19 protein-coding genes are annotated in these 21,561 nt (G+C 71.0%); 11 read left to right on the top strand and 8 right to left on the bottom strand.

Annotated elements, in window-relative coordinates:
• Window positions 1-75: 75 nt before the first annotated feature.
• Window positions 76-858 carry a biotin--[acetyl-CoA-carboxylase] ligase gene (locus ACIQLK_RS12350; protein WP_400365092.1) on the bottom strand — a complete coding sequence of 261 codons (783 nt, stop codon included), beginning with the start codon at window positions 856-858 and terminating at the stop codon, window positions 76-78.
• Between the two features lie 137 nt (window positions 859-995).
• Here ACIQLK_RS12350 and ACIQLK_RS12345 point away from each other — a divergent pair, with 137 nt between their 5' ends.
• On the top strand, window positions 996-2,585 hold the full coding sequence (locus tag ACIQLK_RS12345) for an acyl-CoA carboxylase subunit beta (RefSeq protein ID WP_400365091.1): 1,590 nt from the start codon (window positions 996-998) through the stop codon (window positions 2,583-2,585).
• Window positions 2,582-2,809, top strand: a complete 228-nt coding sequence (locus ACIQLK_RS12340; protein WP_400365090.1) for an acyl-CoA carboxylase epsilon subunit — start codon at window positions 2,582-2,584, stop codon at window positions 2,807-2,809. Before ACIQLK_RS12345 ends, ACIQLK_RS12340 begins: the two co-directional genes overlap by 4 nt.
• Window positions 2,810-3,031: 222 nt before the next feature.
• Here ACIQLK_RS12340 and ACIQLK_RS12335 read toward each other — a convergent pair whose 3' ends face one another.
• From ACIQLK_RS12335 to ACIQLK_RS12320, 4 genes are read right to left on the bottom strand one after another with little or no spacing between them, the layout of a single operon-like run.
• The gene (locus ACIQLK_RS12335; protein ID WP_400365089.1) at window positions 3,032-4,108 is read right to left on the bottom strand and encodes a hypothetical protein; all 1,077 of its coding nucleotides are present in this window, start codon (window positions 4,106-4,108) and stop codon (window positions 3,032-3,034) included.
• Window positions 4,105-5,319 carry an ATP-binding protein gene (locus ACIQLK_RS12330; protein WP_400365088.1) on the bottom strand — a complete coding sequence of 405 codons (1,215 nt, stop codon included), beginning with the start codon at window positions 5,317-5,319 and terminating at the stop codon, window positions 4,105-4,107. Before ACIQLK_RS12330 ends, ACIQLK_RS12335 begins: the two co-directional genes overlap by 4 nt.
• On the bottom strand, window positions 5,309-5,965 hold the full coding sequence (locus ACIQLK_RS12325; protein WP_400365087.1) for a response regulator: 657 nt from the start codon (window positions 5,963-5,965) through the stop codon (window positions 5,309-5,311). The genes ACIQLK_RS12330 and ACIQLK_RS12325 overlap by 11 nt, the downstream gene beginning before the upstream one ends.
• A gap of 16 nt (window positions 5,966-5,981) precedes the next feature.
• A complete protein-coding gene (locus ACIQLK_RS12320; protein WP_400365086.1) occupies window positions 5,982-7,262 on the bottom strand; it encodes a class I SAM-dependent RNA methyltransferase in 1,281 nt (426 codons plus the stop codon).
• Window positions 7,263-7,303: 41 nt separating this feature from the next.
• On the opposite strand from ACIQLK_RS12320, the gene ACIQLK_RS12315 reads away from it, so the two are divergent.
• From ACIQLK_RS12315 to ACIQLK_RS12305, 3 genes are all read left to right on the top strand, one after another.
• Entirely contained in the window at window positions 7,304-7,960 is a 657-nt protein-coding gene (locus ACIQLK_RS12315) for a Maf family protein (RefSeq protein ID WP_400365085.1), read from the top strand.
• A gap of 81 nt (window positions 7,961-8,041) precedes the next feature.
• The gene (locus ACIQLK_RS12310) at window positions 8,042-9,823 is read left to right on the top strand and encodes an acetyl/propionyl/methylcrotonyl-CoA carboxylase subunit alpha (RefSeq protein ID WP_400365084.1); all 1,782 of its coding nucleotides are present in this window, start codon (window positions 8,042-8,044) and stop codon (window positions 9,821-9,823) included.
• Window positions 9,824-9,863: 40 nt separating this feature from the next.
• Window positions 9,864-10,310 carry a hypothetical protein gene (locus ACIQLK_RS12305; protein ID WP_400365083.1) on the top strand — a complete coding sequence of 149 codons (447 nt, stop codon included), beginning with the start codon at window positions 9,864-9,866 and terminating at the stop codon, window positions 10,308-10,310.
• Window positions 10,311-10,316: 6 nt separating this feature from the next.
• On the opposite strand, the gene ACIQLK_RS12300 is transcribed toward ACIQLK_RS12305, so the two are convergent.
• Window positions 10,317-12,500, bottom strand: a complete 2,184-nt coding sequence (locus ACIQLK_RS12300) for an FG-GAP-like repeat-containing protein (RefSeq protein WP_400365082.1) — start codon at window positions 12,498-12,500, stop codon at window positions 10,317-10,319.
• A 136-nt stretch (window positions 12,501-12,636) separates the two neighbouring features.
• Entirely contained in the window at window positions 12,637-14,088 is a 1,452-nt protein-coding gene (locus tag ACIQLK_RS12295; RefSeq protein ID WP_400365081.1) for an NAD(P)H-quinone dehydrogenase, read from the bottom strand.
• Between the two features lie 94 nt (window positions 14,089-14,182).
• Here ACIQLK_RS12295 and ACIQLK_RS12290 point away from each other — a divergent pair, with 94 nt between their 5' ends.
• The 3 genes from ACIQLK_RS12290 to ACIQLK_RS12280 are packed head-to-tail and all read left to right on the top strand — an operon-like array spanning window position 14,183 to window position 17,246.
• Entirely contained in the window at window positions 14,183-15,013 is an 831-nt protein-coding gene (locus ACIQLK_RS12290) for a purine-nucleoside phosphorylase (RefSeq protein ID WP_400365080.1), read from the top strand.
• Window positions 15,010-16,674: a phospho-sugar mutase gene (locus ACIQLK_RS12285; RefSeq protein ID WP_400365079.1), complete on the top strand. Its 1,665-nt coding sequence runs from the start codon at window positions 15,010-15,012 to the stop codon at window positions 16,672-16,674. The genes ACIQLK_RS12290 and ACIQLK_RS12285 overlap by 4 nt, the downstream gene beginning before the upstream one ends.
• Window positions 16,671-17,246: a GNAT family N-acetyltransferase gene (locus tag ACIQLK_RS12280; RefSeq protein WP_400365078.1), complete on the top strand. Its 576-nt coding sequence runs from the start codon at window positions 16,671-16,673 to the stop codon at window positions 17,244-17,246. Before ACIQLK_RS12285 ends, ACIQLK_RS12280 begins: the two co-directional genes overlap by 4 nt.
• Here ACIQLK_RS12280 and ACIQLK_RS12275 read toward each other — a convergent pair whose 3' ends face one another.
• Window positions 17,247-19,139, bottom strand: coding sequence for a BglG family transcription antiterminator (locus ACIQLK_RS12275; RefSeq protein ID WP_400365573.1), 1,893 nt, complete (start codon window positions 19,137-19,139; stop codon window positions 17,247-17,249).
• A 140-nt stretch (window positions 19,140-19,279) separates the two neighbouring features.
• Here ACIQLK_RS12275 and ACIQLK_RS12270 point away from each other — a divergent pair, with 140 nt between their 5' ends.
• The 3 genes from ACIQLK_RS12270 to ptsP are packed head-to-tail and all read left to right on the top strand — an operon-like array spanning window position 19,280 to window position 21,559.
• On the top strand, window positions 19,280-19,609 hold the full coding sequence (locus tag ACIQLK_RS12270; protein WP_400365077.1) for a PTS sugar transporter subunit IIB: 330 nt from the start codon (window positions 19,280-19,282) through the stop codon (window positions 19,607-19,609).
• Window positions 19,606-19,881 (top strand): HPr family phosphocarrier protein, encoded by a 276-nt coding sequence (locus ACIQLK_RS12265; protein ID WP_091356012.1) that lies wholly within the window; start codon window positions 19,606-19,608, stop codon window positions 19,879-19,881. Before ACIQLK_RS12270 ends, ACIQLK_RS12265 begins: the two co-directional genes overlap by 4 nt.
• 7 nt (window positions 19,882-19,888) lie before the next feature.
• Entirely contained in the window at window positions 19,889-21,559 is a 1,671-nt protein-coding gene (gene ptsP / locus ACIQLK_RS12260) for a phosphoenolpyruvate--protein phosphotransferase (protein WP_400365076.1), read from the top strand.
• Window positions 21,560-21,561 lie beyond the last annotated feature (2 nt).

Raw genomic sequence — 21,561 nt, 5'->3', positions numbered from 1 at the left:
ATCATGACGCGCTCCACCGACCGGCCGCGGGCGACGCGCCCGCGCGAGCGGGAGCGGCCGGCTCCGTCAGCCCTGTCACCGCACGTGGACGACATCGCCGGCGGAGATGACGTGGGTGGCCCCCGCGGCCTCGACCACGAGCCTCCCCTCGTCGTCGATCGCCCGTGCCGACCCGATGAGGGTCGATCCGTCGGGAAGGGAGACGGACACGTCCGACCCGATCGTCGTGCACGCGTCACGGACCGCCTTGGTCGCGAGACCCGCAGCGGTTCCTCCGACGGCGAGATCGGCGATCCCGTCACGGAGCCTCGTGAGGTAGTCCTCGAGGAGGCGATCCTCGTCGGCGGTGAGGGTGAGGGCCGCGAACGAGGTCGCCGTCGGGACGGGCAGCTCCGCGGCGGTCATCCGCGTGTTCACGCCCGCGCCGACGACGACGGCGTGCGGGTCGCCGGGCATGACCTCGGCGAGGATGCCGCAGATCTTGAGGCCCCCGACGAGGACGTCGTTCGGCCACTTCAGGCCGACTTCGCGATCCTCGATCTGGGCCCGGACGGCTGCCGTCATCGCCGCGCCCGCGATCAGCGGGATCCACCCGCGTGCCGCCACCGGCACGGCGTCGACCCGGAGCAGGACCGACACGGCGAGCGCCGAGTCGGGCGGGGTCACCCAGGTGCGGTCCAGGCGGCCGCGTCCTGCGCGCTGGTCGCGTGTGACCACGACCGAGAGGTGGGGATGGGCTTCGGGATCGTCGAAGGCGTCCTTCAGGAGCAGCTGGTTCGTCGAGTCGACACTCGGGACGACGTGGAGGCGAGGGGTCACCGCAGCGGCCCGGGGGTATCCGTTCTCGGGGATCGACATGCCGCCACCCTAGAACCGTGCCGCCGTCGCCGCGGTCGGGTTGACAGCGCGAGGATGAGGGATGCCACAGCGGATCCGCCGTGCCGTTGTCGCCCCTATCCAACGCTGCCGCGGATGCGCTCGCTAGGGTGGAACGCGTGACCGATCAGCCCGACCTGTTCACGACCGCCGGCAAGATCGCCGACCTGCGTGCACGCTACGAAGAAGCCGTCGTCTCCGCCGAGGAGACCGCCCGCGCCAAGCAGGGTGCGAAGGGGAAACTGACCGCTCGTCAGCGGATCGAGCTCCTCGTCGACCCCGGCTCGTTCGTCGAACTCGACGAATACGTGCGGCACCGCACGACCGCCTTCGGCATGGACCGCTCCCGGCCGTACGGCGACTCGGTCGTCACCGGCACCGGCACCATCCACGGACGCACCGTCGCCGTCTACTCGCAGGACTTCACGACGTTCGGCGGATCGCTCGGCGAGGTGGCCGGCGAGAAGATCATCAAGGTCATGGAGCTGGCGCTGCGCAGCGGCATCCCGATCATCGGCATCCTCGACTCCGGCGGGGCCCGCATCCAAGAGGGCGTCGTCGCCCTCGGCAAGTACGGCGAGATCTTCCGCCTGAACACCGCTGCCTCGGGAGTCATCCCGCAGATCTCCCTCATCATGGGACCGGCCGCCGGCGGCGCCGTCTACTCCCCCGCCCTCACCGACTTCGTCATCATGGTCGACAAGACCAGCCAGATGTTCGTGACCGGCCCCGACGTCATCAAGACCGTCACGGGCGAGGACGTCGGCATGGAGGAGCTCGGGGGCGCACACACGCACAACACCCGCTCCGGCGTCGCGCACTACCTCGCCGAGGACGAGGACGACGCGATCGACTACGCGCGCACGCTCGTCGGCTTCCTGCCCGACAACAACATGTCCGACGCGCCCGGGTACGAGTCCGGTTTCGAGTTCGAGACCACCGACTCCGATCGCGTCCTGAACACCGTCATCCCGGACTCGCCGAACCAGCCCTACGACATCCACGAGGTCATCTCGCACATCGTCGACGCCGGCGACTTCCTCGAGGTCCAGCCGCTGTTCGCGCCCAACATCGTCATCGGCTTCGGTCGCATCGAGGGGCGCACGGTCGGCATCATCGCGAACCAGCCGTCGCAGATGGCCGGCACACTGAACATCGACGCCGGCGAGAAGGCCAGCCGCTTCGTGCGCTTCTGCGACGCGTTCTCGATCCCGATCCTCACACTCGTCGACGTCCCCGGCTATCTGCCCGGCACGGACCAGGAGTGGACGGGTGTCATCCGGCGCGGCGCGAAGCTGTTGTACGCCTACGCGGAAGCGACGGTGCCGCTCGTCACGGTGATCCTGCGCAAGGCCTACGGCGGCGCGTACATCGTCATGGGGTCCAAGCAGCTCGGTGCGGACATCAACCTCGCGTGGCCCACGGCCGAGATCGCCGTCATGGGCGGCCAGGGCGCGGTCAACATCCTGTACCGCGGTGAGATCAAGCGGGCAGAGGAGGCCGGCGAGGACGTCGCCGCCGTCCGCACGCGTCTGGCGAACGAGTACACCTACAACGTGGCCTCGCCGTTCCTGGCCGCCGAACGCGGCGAGCTCGACGGGATCATCGAGCCGGCGCAGACCCGGGTCGCCGTTGCGAAGGCGCTGCGCGCCCTGCGCGGCAAGCGCGCGAGCCAGCCGGCCAAGAAGCACGGGAACATCCCGCTGTGACCCTCCCCGACGACGCCGCGACCGCCGCACCTCTGCAGGTACGGCGCGGCGACGCGAGCCCGGAGGAGCTGGCGGCGGTGATCGCCGTCGTCAGCGAGGCCGTGGTCCGTGAGCAGCAGACGGCCGTCGCCGACGAGCCCGCCGTTTCGGCATGGCGGGCGTCCGGGCGCGGGATACACAGCGGAATCCGGCGGGACGCGCCGTGGGGGCGCTGGGCGGGCTGAGACCCGCTCGACGTGTCCCCCAAAGTACCTACAGACACGGATTTGACGATCAGTCAGACTAAAACTGCTGGAACGCTTCTGCGTTCTGTCGATCCGTATCCCTCAGAGCGCGGATCGGCATGTGCGGGTCGGTTTTCGGGTAACCACTCGCATGGCGAGGGGCGGGCGGCTTCGCCGCCCCTCGCCTCTTCTCTTCCCGCTCCCACCCCGCTGACGCGAGGCTCAGCGGTCGAGGGTGGGACGCGGATGCGCGATCTCATGCCAGAGGTCGACGACCTCGTCTCCGTCCGGATCCTCCCGTCGACGTGAGCGACCCACGACGGTGACCGCCACTCGAGGGTGCGGCGAGGTGCGGATGTAGATCCGCTCCGACGACGCACCCGCCAGGGCGTCGGCCAGATCGGCGCGGATCCGCTCGAGCGCGGCCGGACTCACGGCATCCAGTCCGCCCTCATCCAGGACCGTGACGGTGCTTCCCCGCAGACGCGCCTGCTGCAACCGGGCCCGCACCGCTTCGTCGAGCAGACGCGGTCCGCGCAGTTCGTCGCGCAGTGACCCCTCGGCCAGACGTGCACGCTCGCGCTCCTCGGGCTCGAGGTCGCCGTCGGACTCGATCGTGCGGATGAGGAGGGGACCTGCGACGGCGAGCGCCTGCTGCACGCGCACACGCCGTTCCCGTCGACGCCCTTCCTGGCTCGCGAGCCACTCGAACGAGCGACGCTGGATGCCCGTCAGCTCCGCCGTGTCGACCGCAGCCCGGTCGACGAGGCCCGTCAGGAGCTGAGCGACGATGACCCAGACCGCGGCACCGACGAGCCCCAGAGCCAGCGAGTTGGGAAGACCGATCCACACCGACGAGGAGACCCCGAGGAGGACGACCCCGATCCACGCGTACAGCGGTCGACGCCGAACGGTGACGATCGTCAGGAGAGCCCCGATCCCACCCAGGCTCCACGTGGCGAACGGCTCGAGTCTCGCACCCTCGGGCACGGCCGACCAGGTCGCCAGCGGCACGAGAACGGTGGTGGCGAGGACCAGCACGCAGAGCCAGAGAGGCAAGGAGGCGCCTCGTGGCATCCCGCGCTCCGGACCATCCTCGCTGCGGGCCTCCGCCCCGGCGGGGCGTGGGGCGAAGTCCCAGAACACGCAGAGCCAGGTCGTCACGAGGTACAGCGACAACGCGGCGATGAACAGCGCCGGTTGCGACACGGGGGACGTCCACACGAGTCCGCCGACGGCGAGGTACGCGGTGAACACGATCGCCACGATCGAGAGTCCGGTGTGGACGCGCATGTTCATCGCGGATACTCCCAGCGCAGATCGACGATCGTGCCGCGGCGCGAGCTGCGCACCTTCGCCTGGCCACCGACGGCGGCGACACGGGCGACCACGGAGCCGCTGATCCCGAGCCGGTCCTCGGGGACGGCGTGGACATCGAACCCCTGCCCGGTGTCGACGACCCGCACCACGACACGGCGGTCGTCCGCGGTCACCTCGGCGTACAGTCCCTCGCCCTGGGCATGCTCGATCGCGTTGACGACCGCCTGAGCCGCCGCGAGCACGAGGGCGCGCGCGACCCGGCCCGGCAGCGCCTTGGCCCTCGGGTCGATGTCGATACGCAGTTCGACGTCGACGTCGTGTTCGAGAGCCGCTTCGCGGATGCCCTCTGCCAGGAACATCGGCTCGACCGGCTCGTCCGGGCCTTCCTCCGCCTCACGGTCGGCATTGGCGAGTCGCGTGAGGGCGTCGCGCGCCATGCCCACCGCGAGGTCGCGCTCGCGCGGCGTCGAGGCGCGCTCCGCCGCGATGAGCGCGGCCAGGACGCTGTCGTGCATGAGGGCGGCCACCGAGATGCGTTCCTGCTCGACGGCGTCCGCCGCGGCCGCGGCCGCATAGGAGCGCACGGCCTCCTCACGGGTGCGATCCAGTCGCTCGGCGAGAAGCCGCAGCATCCACCCGATCATCGTCATGACCACCGCGAGGATGACGGCGTACACCACCTGTCGGGAGACCTGGATGACGTTCTCGACGCCCGCCCCGACCTGGATGAGCCGCACGACGCCGTACAGGATCGGGATCAGGGCGCACCAGACGTACTGCAGCGCCAGCGGGAAGACGAGCACCGTGGCGACGGTTGCGACGTTGAGCAGGTACCAGATCCACGGTTCGCTCGAGACGGATGCCTCCCGCCCCACTGTCGCGATGGGCCAGACCAGGAGCACGAGGGGGAAGACGATCGCGAAGACGGCGGCCAGCGGGCGGTAGAAGCGTCCGGCGATGCTCGCCGCGATCATCAGCAGGAGCGGCCCGAAGGTGACGACGGTGAGCACGACGTTCCACGTGTGGTGCTCCTGACCCGACGCGAGCGCGTGCAGGAGCGCTTGGATGCCGAGCACGGCCGATCCCACAGCGACCACGAAGGCGAGGATGCGCTCGACGCGCTCGCGCGAGAAGAAGGTCGAATCGGGCGGGATCGTCAGCATCCCGGTCGTCGCGACCTCAGGCGCCACCGGAGTCCTCTGCGACGAGGCCGTCTTCCATGGCGCGTCGGAGCAGGTCCACTTTCGTGGGAGCGGGCCGGCCCACTTCGACGTATTTGACGCGGACGCGTGTGATGTTCTCCTTGGCGGTCGAGTACGCCACCCCCAGCCGCTCCGCGACGGTCTTGAGCGGGAGCCCCGCGGCGTAGAGCCTGAGCACGTCCCGCTCACGGGATGACAGCTGCGCGTCGGCGAACGCGCGGTCACCGTCGATGGCCGATGCCCACTCGACGTTGTCGAGCGACTCCCCGCGAGCGACCGTGTCGATGGCGGAGATGACCTCGTCGGTGCGCGACGCCTTGCTCACGACACCGGCAGCGCCCGCGACGAGCGCCTCGCGCACGGCGGCGGGGCGATCCGCGACGCTGTGGATGATGACGGGTGACCCGTCGTGGACGACGCGCGTGACGTTCTCGGTGACCGTCGCACCGTCGCCGAGCGTCAGATCCAACACCACGACGTCGGCGGGTTGCTTCTGAGTGAGGGTGCGCCAGTCGAGATAGGCCGAGACGCTCTCCCCCGAGAAGACGACGCGCATCTCACCCGTGCGGGTGCAGGCGGCCTCGAGGCCGAGTCGCACGGATTCGTGGTCGTCGATGAGGGCGACGCGGATCATGCGCTCACCTTATCCGTCACCGCGTCAGGACGGCGATCGCTTCGACGTGGTGCGAATGCGGGAAGAGGTCGAAGGCCCGCACCGACGGCGCCGTGTAGCCGTGTGACGCGAAGGTCCCGAGATCCCGGGCGAGAGCGACGGGATCGCAGGCGACGTAGACGATGCGCTCGGGCGCGAGGGACGCGAGACGCTCGACGACCTCTCTGCCGGCGCCGGCGCGCGGCGGGTCGAGCACGACCGTTCCCTGTGCGAGCCGCGCGCGCTGGGCGGGCGTCGCGGTGTCGACGAGATGGCCGAGCCAGCGATCCACCCGCGCGGTCTCGGCACGGGCCCCGATCCAGGCGGCGAGGTTCTCACCGGCGTGCTCGGTCGCCCGCGGATCGGATTCGACGGAGGTGATCCGAGTCGCAGGCCCCCCGACGCCCGCGACGGATGCCGCGAGGAGACCCACGCCGCCGCACAGGTCGAGGTGCCAACCCTCCGGGTCCACGCGTGCGGCGACGGCATCGGCGACGGCGTCGTGGAGGGTGCCGGCCGCGAGGCGGTGCACCTGCCAGAAGCCCCCCGCATCCACGCGGAACTCGCGATCGCCGACCCTTTCGATCACGACCTCGCGCGCGGCGGGGTCGACCGGCCCCGGACGGCGGGAACGGGTGGGCTCGGGACGGGAGATGACGCGCACGCGGCCGTCCGCCGGTTGCACGAGGTCGAGTCTGCCCGGCGACCCGCCCTGACGCCGCACCATGGCGCGGGCGATGCCGGGCGTGGCGAGCGGAAGGTCCTCGACGGGGATGACGCGGTGACTCCGCGCCGCGAACGGACCGATGCGTCCCTCCTCGTCCACGTGGAGACTCACCCGGGTGCGCCATCCGGTGCCGTCCGGTGATTCCTCGACGAGCCGGTCCCCTATCGTCTGCGCCGTCGGCGGCTCGATCGTGACCGGCGCCTCGGAGCCCGCGAAGCGGGCGAGCGCGTCGCGGAGCACCTCGGCTTTGAGGGCGCGCTGATGGTCGAGGGCGATGTGGCCGAAGTCCGCTCCGCCCGGACGGTCCGCGGGAGGCGTGCCGACGTCGGCGGGGGACCACACGTGGGGGCGGCGATGCGGCGAGGCATCCAGCACCTCGACCGTGTCGCCGCGCCAGAACGACGACTTCTTCGTGTCGGTGAGCGCCACGCGGACGCGCTCACCGGGGATCGCGTCCGAGACGAAGACGACCCGGTTCTCGTGACGGGCGACGAAGACGCCGCCGTGGGCGACGGCCGTGACGTCGAGGTCGAGGAGGTCTCCGGGGTGCATCCTCCGATGCTGTCACACCGCTCGCGGCTACCGTGGTGTGCATGCGCGTGTGCCTCGCCTCCACCTCCCCCGCCCGCCTCATGCTGCTGCGACAGGCCGGTGTCGAACCCGAGACGAGAGCACCGCGGGTAGACGAGGAAGCGGTGATCGCCGAGACCGAGACGGCGCAGGCCCGCACCCTGTCGCCGGAGGAGCACGTGTTGCTCCTCGCGCGCCGCAAGGCCGCCGACGTCGCCGAGACGCTCGCCGCGGAAGGGTTCGACGGCCTCGTCGTCGGCGGAGACTCCATGTTCGAGCTCGACGGCGAGATCCTCGGCAAGCCCTACACGCCGGAAGCGGCACGGGCGCGGTGGCAGTCCATGCGCGGACGCACCGGCGTCCTGCACTCCGGCCACAGCGTGTTCCTCGTCGGCCCCGACGGGATGCTCACCGAAGCGCACGCGGTGGCCGCGGCATCCGTCTCGTTCGCGGCGGACGTGACGGATGCCGAGATCGATGCCTACGTGGCGACGAAGGAGCCTCTGCTGGTCGCCGGCGCCTTCACGGTCGACAGCCTCGGGGGCGCCTTCATCGAACGCGTCGAGGGCGACCCCTCGACGGTCGTCGGCATGTCACTGTCGATGCTGCGCCGCCTCGTCCGCGAGCTCGGCGTGGAGTGGACGGCACTGTGGAACCGGACCGGCGCGGCCACCCCGTAGTGGACTCTGCGACATGAATCCTGCGTGACTTTGTGCGAGGGATCCAAAGAACCCGGCATCCACCTGGGTAGGCTCGAAGCCATGCCTGAGAGCGTGACCACCCGAATCTCGAAAGTGCTGATCGCCAACCGCGGCGAGATCGCGGTGCGCATCATCCGCGCCGCGCGCGACTCGGGGAAGGCCTCGGTGGCGGTCTACGCCGACCAGGACCGCGACGCGATGCACGCCCGCCTCGCCGACGAGGCGTACGCCCTCGGCGGCGCGACGAGCGCCGAGACGTACCTGTCGATCGAGAAGATCCTCTCGGTCGCCCGCCGCTCCGGTGCCGACGCGGTACACCCCGGCTACGGCTTCCTCGCCGAGAACGCGGAGTTCGCCCGCGCCGTCATCGGCGCAGGGCTCGTCTGGATCGGCCCCTCCCCCGAGGCCATCGAGGCTCTCGGCGACAAGGTCACCGCGCGGCACGTGGCCGAGAAGGTCGGCGCTCCCCTCGCTCCGGGCACCCCGGGCCCCGTCTCGGGCGCCGACGAGGTCGTCGCCTTCGCCGAGGAGTTCGGCCTGCCCATCGCCATCAAGGCGGCCTACGGCGGCGGCGGACGAGGTCTGAAGGTCGCCCGCGAACTCGACGAGGTCGCGGAGCTGTTCGAGTCGGCCACCCGCGAGGCGATCGCCGCCTTCGGCCGCGGCGAGTGCTTCGTCGAGAAGTACCTCGACAAACCGCGCCACGTCGAGACGCAGTGCCTCGCGGATGCCGAGGGCAACGTCGTCGTGGTCTCGACCCGCGACTGCTCCCTCCAGCGCCGTCATCAGAAGCTCGTCGAGGAGGCCCCCGCTCCGTTCCTCACCGCCGAGCAGAACGAGATCCTCTATTCCGCCTCGAAGGCCATCCTCAAGGAGGTCGGCTACGTCGGTGCAGGGACGTGCGAGTTCCTCATCGGCGCCGACGGCACCATCTCGTTCCTCGAGGTCAACACGCGTCTCCAGGTGGAGCACCCCGTCTCCGAGGAGGTCACCGGCATCGACCTCGTCCGCGAGCAGTTCCGCATCGCCGAGGGCGGCACACTCGATTACTCCGACCCCGAACCGGTCGGCCACTCCTTCGAGTTCCGCATCAACGGCGAGGACCCGGGCCGGAACTTCCTCCCTGCTCCCGGCGACATCCACGTCTTCAAGACGTTCGGTGGGCCCGGTGTCCGCCTGGACTCCGGCGTGACCGCCGGCGACAGCGTCTCCGGCGCGTTCGACTCGCTCCTGGGCAAACTGATCGTCACGGGACGCACCCGCGAAGAGGCGCTCGAGCGGTCGCGTCGCGCGCTCGACGAGTTCGAGGTCGCCGGGATGCCGACCGTCCTGCCCTTCCACCGCAAGGTCGTGCGCGACCCCGCCTTCACCGGCCGGGACGGTTCCTTCGGCGTCTTCACGCGCTGGATCGAGACCGAGTTCGACAACGACATCCCCGCATGGGACGGCGAGGCGGGCCCCGCCGCCGATCCCGAGAGCCGGCACACGGTCGTCGTCGAGGTCTCCGGGAAGCGTCTCGAGGTGAGCCTTCCGGACCGTTTGACGCAGGCTCCGGCCGCCGTCGGTCGCCCCGTCGCGGTGCCCCCGTCGCGTCGCTCGCATGCATCGACCGCCGTGTCCGGGGCGAGCGGTGACGCCGTCGCCTCGCCGATGCAGGCGACCGTCGTCAAGATCGCCGTCGAGGAGGGACAGCAGGTCGTCAAGGGCGACCTGGTCGTCGTCCTCGAAGCGATGAAGATGGAGCAGCCCATCCAGGCGCACAAGGACGGTGTCGTCGGGGCGATCAACGCCCAGGCGGGCGCCACCGTCTCGGCTGGTCACCAACTGCTCACGATCTCCTGACCACGGGCGGCGAGCCGCTTCCCACAACTATCGTGTGGGGATGACGAACCCTCGCATCCCGCTCGCGCTCGCAGCCGTGGCGCTCCTGCTCACCGGATGCACGAGTGCGCCGAGCGTGGACCTCGACGCCGCACGGGAGTGGTACGACGGCGTCGTCGACGCGGAATCCGACGGCCCCGGCTCCATCGGCATCGCGGGCATGCAGATCGGTCCGGACGGTTCGGACCCCGCCGAGGTGCGGATGGACTTCGCTCAGCCGACGGAGGTCTCCCGGATCGACATCCGCTGCTTCGGCGGGGTGACCGCGGCCGTGCGCGTCGCCGTCGCGGGAGGCGCGACCACCGAGCAGGACATCGCCTGCGACGAGGAACCGCACAGCATCACAGTCGACGCTCCTGCCGCGGACGGGGTCACCGTCTCCGCGACCGCACCCACGCGCACGTACCTCCACGCGACAGCGTTGCAGGAGCTCACCATCGAACGGTGACCGCGGTCAGAAGGCGACCGCCCGCGGGTTGGCCCACACGCGCCATCCCCCGATCGAGCTGTCCCAGCCGAAGCCGTCCGACCAGTGGGTCGCCGCCCCGAACCGCGACCCGGTGCTCAGGGCGACGTGAACCCCGTCGCGCCCGAACCCGACGATGTCGGCACGGCCGTCGCCGTTGACGTCGACGACGCTTCGCGGCATCCATCCCGGAGTCCACTCGCGCGAGCCGAAGTCGGTCGTCCAGACCGTCGACGGGCCGAAGGAGCTCCCCCGGTTGAGGGCGACGTAGGTCCGCGTGGAGCCGAAGCCGACGATGTCGAGCCGGCCGTCCCCGTTGACGTCGGCGAAGGTTCGTGAGTGGACGTCACCTCGCCAGGAACCCGAGGCGGCGTCCGTGCCGAAGGCCGAGGTCCAGCGGACGGGCTGGGCGAACCCGGAACCCGTACCGCGCGCGACCAGCACGCCGCGGGCGCTGAAGGCGACGATGTCCGGCTTGCCATCGCCGTCGATGTCCATCACGCGACGCGGGTGCTGCACGACGCCCCACCCCTGGTCCGTGCCGAACTCGGCCCGCACCAGGGTCATGGGCGCGAATCCCGAGCCGGTGTTGCGGGCGACGTACACGCCCTTCGCGCCGAACCCCACGAGGTCGGGGCGACCGTCGCCCGTGACGTCGACGACGTACCGCGGATGCCGCGACGCGACCCACCCGCCGGCGGCAGCGCTCGAGCCCATCTCGCGCGACCACAGGGCCGGCTTGGCGAAGGACGAGCCGGTGTTGCGCGCGACCCAGACGCCCGCGCCTCCGAATCCGACGATGTCCGGTCTGCCGTCGCCGGTGACGTCGACGACGATGCGCTGGTGAACCCCGACTCGCCATCCCTGGTCGGTGCCGAACTCCCTCAGCCAGCTGCGTGCGGCGGTGAACGTGCTGCCGCCCGTCCCCGTCGCGACCGACACGCCTGCCGCGCCGAACCCGACGATGTCGGGTTTGCCGTCGCCGGTCACGTCGAGGACCATGCGGGGATGCGTCGAGCGCTGCCAGCTCTGCGAGGTCCCGAAGTTGTTCAGGCCGAGCTGCCGCGACGTGAAGCCCCGCCCGTTGCCGAAGGCGGTGTACGTCCCGGGTCCGCCGAACGCGACGAGGTCGGGCAGTCCGTTGCTGTTGAGATCGGTGTCCCACGCGGTCGCGTCGGAGTAGTCGTCGATCCCGTTGCCGTCGGTGTCGGGCAGGGTCGACCCGCCGGTCGGTCCGATCCGCGTGGATGCCGTCAGGCAGCAGGTGACCCGGCGCGACGTCAGCACGACGTCGCCCTGGAGGTTCCGCCAGACGCCGTTGTAGGCACCGCTCGAGTCGCGGAGCGTGTAGTTGTCGAACTGGATACCGCTGACCGAGACGTACTTGCGCTTGCCGCTGGGCACGTCGAGAGCCGCGTTGAGGATGGACAGGTGCACATGCGCACTGTCTCCGGGCGTGCCGCCGCACGGCAGCGTCTGACCGGCGGTGCCGATCGTCGTCCCGGCCTCCACCCACTGGCCGACGAGCGAGGACTTGGCATTGGTCAGGTGGTAGTACTCCGACATCCAGCCGCCGCCGTGGTCGACGCCCAGGAACCACCCTGTGCTGCACCGGACCCGGTAGACCGTTCCCGCCGCGACGGTGCGCACCGCACGGTCCTTGGACGACAGCGGCGAGAAGTCGATGGCGCCGCGGTTGATGCCGTCGCTGTCGGAATGGGATCCGCTGGCGCCCCAACGGATCCCGGGGGCGAAGGGCAGGCGGAACACCGGCTGCGGTCCGTACTGCGGAACCGTGAGACGTAGCGGCGCGATGGGGATCGACGAGTCCGGTGGCAGCTCACGCGTGAGCGGCAGAGTGGGGCCGTCGTGCTCGTGGTCCTCTTCCGGGACCACCTCGGGTGACGGTGACGGTGACGGCGACGCCCCGGGGTTCGGTGCCGGGGTCGCCGACGGAGTGGGGGCGGGCGTGGGATCGGCGGACGGCCCCGGTGTCGGTGCAGGCGGATCCGGGAACGGTGTCGGCGACGCGTCCGCCGCGGGGGTCGGGTTCGGGTCGGCGCCGGATTCTCCGACCTGCGACGATGCCGTCGGCGACGGCTCCGGCAGCGTGCCCGCCGACAACGGCAGGGAGGCCAGAACGGCCGCTCCTGCGACGGCGATGCTCAACATCGTTCGGACTGGTGCGCGCATAGGTCTCTCCGGGTCTCCCCAGATCAGCTCGCCCTCCCCAGGACGCTCTCACTCTACGCGGGCGTCCACTCCCGCCAGGGGGCTTGACGCCGGCGCGGCGTCCCGGGTAGCCGGTTCAGCTGTAGGTGTCCTCGTCACGGGCGACCTGGTGCATCGCGCGCGTCGCGTCGGTGATGCTGCCCGCGAGCGAGGGGAACACCGCGAACACGCGCGAGAGCTGGTCGACCGTGAGTCGCCGTTCCACCGCGATGGCGATGGGGTAGATCAGCTCGGACGCGCGCGGCGCGACGATGACGCCGCCGATGACGGTGCCCGATCCCTCGCGGGCGATGATCTTCACGAATCCGTCCTTGACTCCCATCATCTTGGCGCGCGCGTTGGCGGCGAGAGGGAGCTTGTGGACCGTGCCGTTGACGGCGCCCGACTCGATGTCGCGCTCCTGCCGACCGACCGTCGCGATCTCGGGCGCTGTGAAGATGTTGGCTGTAACGCGCTGCTTCTCGAGCGGGATGACGGTGTCGCCGAGCGCGTGGAAGACCGCCATCCGTCCCTGCATGGCGGCGACCGAGGCGAGCGGCAGGAACGTGGTGCAGTCGCCGGCGGCGTAGATGTTCGGGACCGAGGTGCGCGCGACGCGGTTGACCTGGATGTGGCCGGAGTCGGTGAGCTGCACCCCGGCATCCTCCAGTCCGATGCCTGCCGTGTTCGGGATCGATCCGACCGCCATGAGGCAGTGGCTGCCCTCGACGGTGCGGCCGTCCGACAGCGTCGCGACGACGCCGTCCTTCGTCCGCTCGACCTTCTCGGCGCGGGACTTCGAGAGCACTTCCATGCCGCCGCGCGTGAAGACCTTCTCGATCACCGCTGCCGCGTCCGAGTCCTCGCCGGGCAGGACCTGGTCGCGGCTGGAGATCAGCGTGACCTTCGAGCCGAGGTTCATGTAGGCGCCGGCGAACTCGGCGCCGGTGACACCCGACCCGACCACGATGAGGTGTTCCGGGAGGCTCGTCATGTTGTAGAGCTGCGTCCACGTGAGGATGCGCTCGCCGTCGGGCTTGGCGCTGTCGAGCTCGCGCGGTGACGCTCCCACCGAGACGACGAGGGTGTCGGCCTCGACGCGGTCGAAGTCGGTGCCGCCGGGACCGGTCGAGACGACGACGGCGTGCGTGCCGTCGAGGCGGCCGTGTCCGGAGATGATGCGCACACCGGCGTCCACGAGCTGCGCACGCTGGTCGTCGGACTGCTGGCGGGCGAGCGAGAGCAGCCGCTTGTTGACCGCGCCCAAGTTGATGGCGATCTCGGGCTTGAGCGGCTTGCCGCTGTCGCCGCGGGCGAAAAGCTGCACGCCGAGATCGGACGCGCCGCGGATGGCGACGGCGGCATCTGCCGTGGCGATGAGCGTCTTGGACGGCACGACGTCGGTGATGACGGCCGATCCTCCGATGCCTGCACGCTCGACGAGGGTCACCTCGGCTCCGAGCTGGGCCGCTGCGAGAGCCGCCTCGTATCCGCCGGGGCCGCCGCCGATGATCGCGACACTCTGGGTGGTCTCGAAGCTCACAGACATGTGGACCATTCTTTCAGGCTGCAGGGGGGTCTGCGCGCCGCGCCGCGCTGCCCGTCGTGTGGCCGAGGGCCGCGGCGGTTCCTAGAGTGGGAGCATGCACGAGGAGACCCACCCGCTCGACGACCCCGCCATCGACCCGTTCGAGGTCGCGGACACCGCCGCAGCAGACATCGCCCGCCTCACCGGCGTGGCACGCCACGACATCGCCCTGACCCTGGGCAGCGGTTGGGGCAAGGCCGCCGAGCTCATCGGCGAGACGACCGCTACCCTCGACGCGACGGAGGTCACCGGCTTCAGCAAGCCCGCCCTCGCCGGGCACGTCGGGTCGATCCGCAGCATCCTGACGCCCGACGGCAAGCGCGTCCTCGTCATCGGTGCGCGCACCCACTACTACGAGAACCACGGTGTCCGCCGGGTCGTGCACAGCGTCCGCACCGCCGCCGCGACCGGTGCGAAGATCATGGTGCTCACCAACGGCGCCGGCGGCATCAAGGAATCCTGGTCACCGGGACAGCCCGTCCTCATCAGCGACCACATCAACCTCACGGCGGACTCCCCCCTCGAGGGCGCGACCTTCATCGACCTCACCGACCTCTACTCGTCGCGCCTGCGCGACCTCGCGCGGACGATCGACCCGGGTCTCGACGAGGGCGTCTACTGCCAGTTCCGGGGACCCCACTACGAGACGCCGGCCGAGGTCCAGATGGCGAAGACGATCGGCGGACACATCGTCGGCATGTCGACGGCCCTCGAGGCGATCGCCGCCCGTCAGGCGGGCATGGAGATCCTCGGCTTCTCGCTGATCACGAACCTCGCCGCCGGCATCCAGTCGACCCCGCTCAGCCATCAAGAGGTCCTCGAAGCCGGCCGCGACGCCGAGCTCGTCATCTCGGACCTGCTCGCCCGCGTGATCGGCGTCCTGTGAGCGGGGGCGTGCTCGAGACCGCGCGGCAGTGGCTCGCGCAGGACCCGGATGAGACGACCCGCGCAGAGCTCGGGGATCTCATCTCGCGCGCCGAGACCGGCGACGACGCCGCGACCGCCGACCTGCACGACCGCTTCGACACCCGCCTGGCCTTCGGGACGGCGGGTCTGCGCGGAGCGATCGGCGCCGGGTCGAATCGCATGAATCGCGTGCTCGTCGGTCAGGCGGCGGCCGGCTTCGCCGCCTACCTCCGCGAGCGCGCGGACGGCGGGACTCCCTCGGTTGTCATCGGCTACGACGGACGTCGGAACTCCGACGTGTTCGCCCGCGACAGCGCAGAGATCTTCGCCGGCGCAGGGCTGCGCGCGATCCTCCTCCCCCGCCTGCTGCCGACGCCCGTGCTCGCCTTCGCGGTGCGTCACCTCGGCGTCTCAGCCGGCGTCATGGTGACGGCATCCCACAACCCGCCGGACGACAACGGCTACAAGGTCTACCTCGGCGACGACGACGGGGGCGCACAGATCGTCTCGCCGGCGGATGCCGAGATCGCGGCGCACATCGACGAGATCGCCGCGCGAGCAGACCTGGGTGCGGTCCCCCGCTCGGACGCATACGAGATCGCCGACGAGTCCGTCGTCGAGGCTTACGTCACCGCGACCGCCCTCGTCGCCCCCGCACCCGCGGGCGCCGCCGGCCTGAACTGGGTCTACACGGCGATGCACGGCGTCGGGCACGAGACGTTCGCTCGCGTGCTCGAGACGGCGGGCTACCCCGCACCGACCGTCGTCACGGCGCAGATCGAGCCCGACGGACGCTTCCCCACCGTCGCCTTCCCGAACCCGGAAGAGCCGGGCGCGATGGACCTCGCGGTCGAGACCGCCCGCGAGGCAGGCGCCGAGCTCATCGTCGCGAACGATCCCGACGCCGATCGGCTCGCCGTCGCGATCCCGGATGCGGCGGCCCCGGGCGGCTGGCGCCGATTGACCGGCAACGAGGTCGGACTGCTGCTCGGCTGGCGCGCCGCTCGCACCGCAACGTCGGGGACCCTCGCCTGCTCGCTCGTCTCCTCGCCCGGTCTGCAGACGATCGCCGAGCACTACGGCCTCGACTTCACGGCGACCCTCACCGGTTTCAAGTGGATCTCCCGCGCACCGGGGCTCGTCTACGGCTTCGAGGAAGCACTCGGCTACCTCGTCAACCCGGGCACCGTGCGCGACAAGGACGGGATCTCGGCTGCTGTCGCGATCCTCGGCCTCGTCGCCGAGGCGCGGGAGGAGGGCAAGACGCTCGGCGACCTGCTCGACGAGTCCGCAGCGACCTTCGGGCACTTCGCGAGCGGCCAGGTCTCGATCCGTGTCGACGATGTCTCGGTGATCGGCCGCATCATGACGGCGCTGCGGGCGGCGCCCCCGGTATCCGTCGGTCCGGTCCCCGTCGGCCGCCTGGAGGATCTGCTGGCGGCGCCGGACGGGTCGCCGCGCGGTGACGTCCTGCGGCTGTGGCTCGAGGACGGCTCGCGCGTCATCGTCCGGCCGAGCGGCACGGAGCCGAAGCTGAAGGCCTACCTCGACGTGCGCGGCGAGTCCGCGGACGACGCCGCGGCCCGACTCACGGCCGTCGATGACGGTGTGCGCGCCCTGCTCGACGCAGCGCAGGCATGACGACCGCGCTGACCGAGCAGGTCACGCTGAGCCGGGGACGGGTTCAGCTGGTGCCGCTCGACCCGTCGCACGCCGACGCCCTGACGGCGGCGCGCGCGGGGCTCGAGTACGCCTGGTACACCGCGATCCCGGCATCCGTCCCCGACGAGATCGCGCGGCGGCTCGCGGAGCGCGACGCCGGCCGGATGAATCCCTTCACGGTCGTCGTGGACGGGCGCCCGCAGGGCATGACCACGTTCTGCGACATCGACGCAGAGAACCGCCGCGTCGAGATCGGGTACACCTGGCTGTCGCGGGAGGTGCAGCGCACCGAGGTGAACACGACCGCGAAGCGCCTGCTGCTCGGGCACGCGTTCGAGGCGTGCGAGGCGATCGCGGTCGAGTTCCGGACGTCCTGGCACAACCGGCAGTCCCGCGCGGCGATCGAACGGCTCGGCGCGCGTCAGGACGGCGTCCTGCGGAATCACCGCATCGGGCCCGGTGGAACGATGCGCGACACCGTCGTGTTCTCGATCCTCCCGCACGAGTGGCCGGGCGTCCGGATGGGACTCGACGCGCGCCTCGCGGACTGATCAGCCGTCGACGACGGCGACGAGCTCGTCGAGGAAGCCGGTGAAGCTCGTGCCGCGGCGCAGGATCCGCTGCACGCTGTCCCGTTCGCTGAACACCTCGACGAACTGCTCGAAGACGGTCTGGAACGCCTCGCGGTCCGACTCCGAGAACGCCACCATCGCGACGACCTGCACGCGCCCGTCGCCCCATCGGATGGACGGGTCCGCGAGGCCGACGGCGATCGCCGTGCGCGTCGCGGTCATGCCGATCGCGTGCGGGACGGCGAGCGCGTCGGTGAAGGCGGTCGAAGAGATCCGCTCCCGTTCCAGCGTGCGGTGCACGTAGTCCTCGGTGATGACCCCCTGCGCAGCGAGCAGCCCGCCGAGGCCGCGGATGACGGTCTCCTCGTCTGCGTCGGCGGGCAGGCGCGACACGAAGGCGTCGGGCGAGAAGTAGCGCTCGAGCTCGGCGCGGAGGCCGGCCAGGCGCCGCGCGCGTCGCGCACGAGCCGCGGCGGCCTGCACACGCTCCACGTCGGGCTCGGTGAGGAAGGGCTGGATCCGCACGAGCCTCTCGGAGGGCTCGGGAGGATCTATCGTCGTGAGCACGAGGTCGGTGTCGAGCCCTGCCCAATCGGGATCGACGCGCGTCTCGACCGCGACCACCTCGATCTCGCGCCCGAGCGCGCGATCGATGCTCGTGCGCAGCAGCTCGTGCATCTCGTAGTACCCCGGGCAGACGAGCGTCGCGGTCAGCAGACGCGCGGACTGACGCGAGCGCTCGAGGCGCCCTCCGACGTGCATCGCGATGTAGGCGATCTCGTCCTCGTGGAGCGGAGCGCCGACGACGACGCGGAGCTGCTCGGCGATGAAGACGGCGACATCGAAGATCATCGGGTAGCTCGATTTCAGCGAGCGGGTGAGCGCGTTCCGCGACCACGCCCGGTCCTGTGCGCGCTGACGCAGATTCTGCACGTGCAGCGACAACCTCAGGATGAAGTCGTCGTGGTCGATATCGACCAGGAACTCGGATGCCGCCCGCGCGACGACCGCGCGCACGGCCGCCTCGACGTCGGCATCGAGCCGGTCGCGGATGACGGCGTCGGGTTCGGCGGCTCCCGGCGCGACGACCCGGGTCTGCACGAGCGCGGCCAGGTGGTCGCGGTCGCCGTCCCCGAGGTGGACTCCGAGGTGGACGACGGCCAGGCGATCGAGGAGACCGGCGATCTCGCTGCGCGCGGCGGAGTCGCCGACCGGCGTGCCGTCGAGTCCGCGGCCCCGTCCGACGCGGTCGGCGGCGATCGCGATGTGCATCATGACGTCGCCGATGCCGAACTCGTTGACGAGGTAGCCGAGCTCGCCGAGCCCATCGACGAGCTCGGCCTTGAACGCGCCCAGAGCGGAGGTCTCGGCGGTGCTCTCCCCCAGCGCACGGCGGAGGGCGCGGAGGTCGAACGCACCCTGCTCCATCTCGTCGTGGACGAGGCGGCTGAGCAGCCGGCGTTGGGCCATCTCGGTCCCCGAGAGTCGCACGCGTTCGGCGGAGCGCTCCAGGGTGAGCTGCGTGCCGCTGAGAAGGGCGCGCACGCGCCCGAGGTCGGACTCGAGCGTCGCTTCGCTCACATGGAAGTGCTGCGCCGCGGCGTAGACGTCGATCCCGGCGGGCGCGTCGAGGAGGTCCCGCACGAGGCGGTGGAGCCGGTCGCGCGGGGTCTCCTCGGTCACCGTCCGGAGCGCGCCCGCGGCGCCGGCGCCGGCGCGGTAGCCGGAGGCCCCGGACTCGATCGCATCGCCACCGGGCACGCGGGCGTTGAGCGCTGCGACGTACGAGCGGATGCTGCGGGGCGTGACCCCCACGACGTCGGCGAGCTCGCCGGCCGTCCGCCAGGCGGCATCCCGGATCAGGAGCGCCATGACCTGGTCCTGTCTCGCCCGGCTCACCCGACCAGTCAACCACCTGCACGGCCAGGGGGTTTCCTCCCCCGCGGAAGAACGGCTGGTTGTCGCTTCCTGGGAGTCGGATGAGAATGGCGGAGAGACAAGGAGGCGGATCGATGAAGATCCTCGTCGTCTGTGGCGCCGGTGCGTCGAGCACGTTCGTCGCCCAGCGTCTGCGGCAGGCCGCACAGCGCGAAGGCACGGAGCTGTTCGTCCGCGCGGGAGTGCCCGGCATGGTCGCCACGGAGGCCGAGGCCGGCGACGTGGTGCTCGTGGGTCCGCACCTCGCCTCCGCCCTCCCCGACATCGCACGGGATGCCGCCACCCGACAGGCGCATGCCGTGCTGCTTCCGGAGGACGTCTTCGGCGACCGTGACGGAATCCGCACGCTCGCCCTCGTGACGGCGGCGATGGACGCCGACCGCAGTGAAAGGACCCCGCGATGAGCGCACCGGCCAGCCGGACCGTCAGGATCGGCTCCTCCAACGGCCTGCACGCCCGCCCCGCGAAGATGTTCGCGCAGGCCGCGAAGGATGCCGGCATCCCCGTCACGATCTCGAAGGGATCCGGTGGGGCGGTCAACGCCGCCAGCATCCTCAGTGTGATCTCGCTGGGCGCCGAGAACGGCGACTACGTGACGCTCACCGCCGACGGCGCGAACGCCGAAGAGGTGCTCGACGCCCTCACCGAACTTCTGACCACCGACCACGACGCCTGAGGGACACATGACTGAGCTTCGAGGAGTAGGAATCGGCCTGGGCGTGAGCCACGGCCCCATCGCGCGGATGGCGGAGCCGCTGCCCGCGCCGAAGGATGAGAAGAGCGCGCGGAGCGCGGAGGAAGAGACCACGCGCGTCCGCGCCGCGATCGAGGCCGTTGCGCGCGAGCTGGAGCAGCGCGGCGAGACCGCCGGAGGCGCGGCTCAGGAGGTCCTCGAGGCGCAGGCCATGATGGCCGAGGACCCCGCGCTCGAAGAAGAGGTCACGAACCGCATCGGCGCCGGCAAGACCGCCGAGTTCGCCGTGTTCGACGCCTTCGCGTCGTTCCGCGACACCCTCTCCGCGATGGGCGGCTACCTGGGCGAGCGCGCGGCAGACCTCGACGACGTCGCCCAGCGCGTGATCGCGAACCTCCGTGGCGTCGCCGCCCCCGGCGTGCCCGACCCGGGGCATCCGTTCGTCCTGGTGGCGAAGGACCTCGCTCCCGCGGACACCGCACTCCTGGACCTCGACAAGGTCCTCGCACTCGTGACGACGGAGGGCGGCCCCACGTCGCACACCGCGATCCTCGCGCGTGAGAAGTCCATCGTCGCCGTCGTCGGCGTCCGCGGCGCCGCCGATCTCGCCGACGGCGAGACCGTGATCGTCGATGCCGCCGGCGGCGTCGTCACGACCCAGCCGACCGATGACGACATCGCCCAGGCCGAGCGTCGCGAGGCCGATCGCGCCGCCGCTGCCGATGCCCCCGTCACGCCGGGCGCGCTCGCGGACGGGACGGCCGTGCCGCTGCTCGCGAACCTCGGCAAGCCGCAGGACGCCGCGAAGGCCGTCGAGCTCGGCGCCGAGGGCGTGGGCCTGTTCCGCACCGAGTTCCTGTTCCTGAGCTCGTCTCAGGCGCCGACGGTCGAGGAGCAGACGAAGGCGTACACCGAGCTGCTGCAGGCGTTCCCCGGCAAGAAGGTCGTCGTCCGCGCATTGGATGCCGGGGCCGACAAACCGCTCGCCTTCCTCAATGACGCGCATGAGGAGAACCCGGCCCTCGGACTCCGCGGCCTTCGCGCACTCCGCGCCAGCGAGGACATCCTGCGCGAACAGCTCACCGCCCTCGCCAACGCGGATGCCGCCACCCAGGCAGACCTCTGGGTCATGGCGCCGATGGTGTCGACCGTCGAGGAGACCGAGTACTTCGTCACCCTGGCGAGGGAGTACGGCATCAAGACCGCCGGCGTCATGGTCGAGGTCCCGTCGTCCGCGCTGCTCGCGGACAGGGTCCTCGCCCACGCCGACTTCGCATCGATCGGGACGAACGACCTGACCCAGTACACCCTGGCGGCCGACCGCCTCCTGGGTTCGGTGTCCTCGTTCCAGGACCCGTGGCATCCCGCCGTCCTGCAGCTCGTCAAGGCGACGGGCGACGGTGGACGCGTCACCGGCAAGCCCATCGGCATCTGCGGTGAAGCGGCGGCCGACCCGCTGCTCGCGGTCGTCCTCGTCGGCCTCGGCGCCACGACCCTCTCCATGGCACCGACGGCGCTCGCAGACGTGCGCGCCACCCTCTTGCACCACAGCCTCGACGACGCGAAGCGCATCGCCGAGGCAGCCCTCGCCGCATCCGATGCGGCATCCGCCCGAGCCGCGGCACAGGAAGCCGCAGCACAGCACAAGGAGAACAAGTAACC

Origin of the sequence: Microbacterium sp. NPDC091382, assembly GCF_044757025.1 — a bacterium.
In the GTDB taxonomy this organism is placed as follows: Bacteria; Actinomycetota; Actinomycetes; order Actinomycetales; family Microbacteriaceae; genus Microbacterium.
This window is presented reverse-complemented; position numbering and strand designations above follow the sequence as displayed.

What these genes read in the sequence shown, in the direction of transcription:
- ACIQLK_RS12350 (WP_400365092.1), bottom strand. Translation starts at nt 858, where the DNA reads ATGTCGATCCCCGAGAACGGATACCCCCGGGCCGCTGCGGTGACCCCT.
- ACIQLK_RS12335 (WP_400365089.1), bottom strand. Translation starts at nt 4,108, where the DNA reads ATGAACATGCGCGTCCACACCGGACTCTCGATCGTGGCGATCGTGTTC.
- ACIQLK_RS12325 (WP_400365087.1), bottom strand. Translation starts at nt 5,965, where the DNA reads ATGATCCGCGTCGCCCTCATCGACGACCACGAATCCGTGCGACTCGGC.
- ACIQLK_RS12320 (WP_400365086.1), bottom strand. Translation starts at nt 7,262, where the DNA reads ATGCACCCCGGAGACCTCCTCGACCTCGACGTCACGGCCGTCGCCCAC.
- ACIQLK_RS12315 (WP_400365085.1), top strand. Translation starts at nt 7,304, where the DNA reads ATGCGCGTGTGCCTCGCCTCCACCTCCCCCGCCCGCCTCATGCTGCTG.
- ACIQLK_RS12310 (WP_400365084.1), top strand. Translation starts at nt 8,042, where the DNA reads ATGCCTGAGAGCGTGACCACCCGAATCTCGAAAGTGCTGATCGCCAAC.
- ACIQLK_RS12305 (WP_400365083.1), top strand. Translation starts at nt 9,864, where the DNA reads ATGACGAACCCTCGCATCCCGCTCGCGCTCGCAGCCGTGGCGCTCCTG.
- ACIQLK_RS12300 (WP_400365082.1), bottom strand. Translation starts at nt 12,500, where the DNA reads ATGTTGAGCATCGCCGTCGCAGGAGCGGCCGTTCTGGCCTCCCTGCCG.
- ACIQLK_RS12295 (WP_400365081.1), bottom strand. Translation starts at nt 14,088, where the DNA reads ATGTCTGTGAGCTTCGAGACCACCCAGAGTGTCGCGATCATCGGCGGC.
- ACIQLK_RS12290 (WP_400365080.1), top strand. Translation starts at nt 14,183, where the DNA reads ATGCACGAGGAGACCCACCCGCTCGACGACCCCGCCATCGACCCGTTC.
- ACIQLK_RS12280 (WP_400365078.1), top strand. Translation starts at nt 16,671, where the DNA reads ATGACGACCGCGCTGACCGAGCAGGTCACGCTGAGCCGGGGACGGGTT.
- ACIQLK_RS12275 (WP_400365573.1), bottom strand. Translation starts at nt 19,139, where the DNA reads ATGGCGCTCCTGATCCGGGATGCCGCCTGGCGGACGGCCGGCGAGCTC.
- ACIQLK_RS12270 (WP_400365077.1), top strand. Translation starts at nt 19,280, where the DNA reads ATGAAGATCCTCGTCGTCTGTGGCGCCGGTGCGTCGAGCACGTTCGTC.
- ACIQLK_RS12265 (WP_091356012.1), top strand. Translation starts at nt 19,606, where the DNA reads ATGAGCGCACCGGCCAGCCGGACCGTCAGGATCGGCTCCTCCAACGGC.
- ptsP (WP_400365076.1), top strand. Translation starts at nt 19,889, where the DNA reads ATGACTGAGCTTCGAGGAGTAGGAATCGGCCTGGGCGTGAGCCACGGC.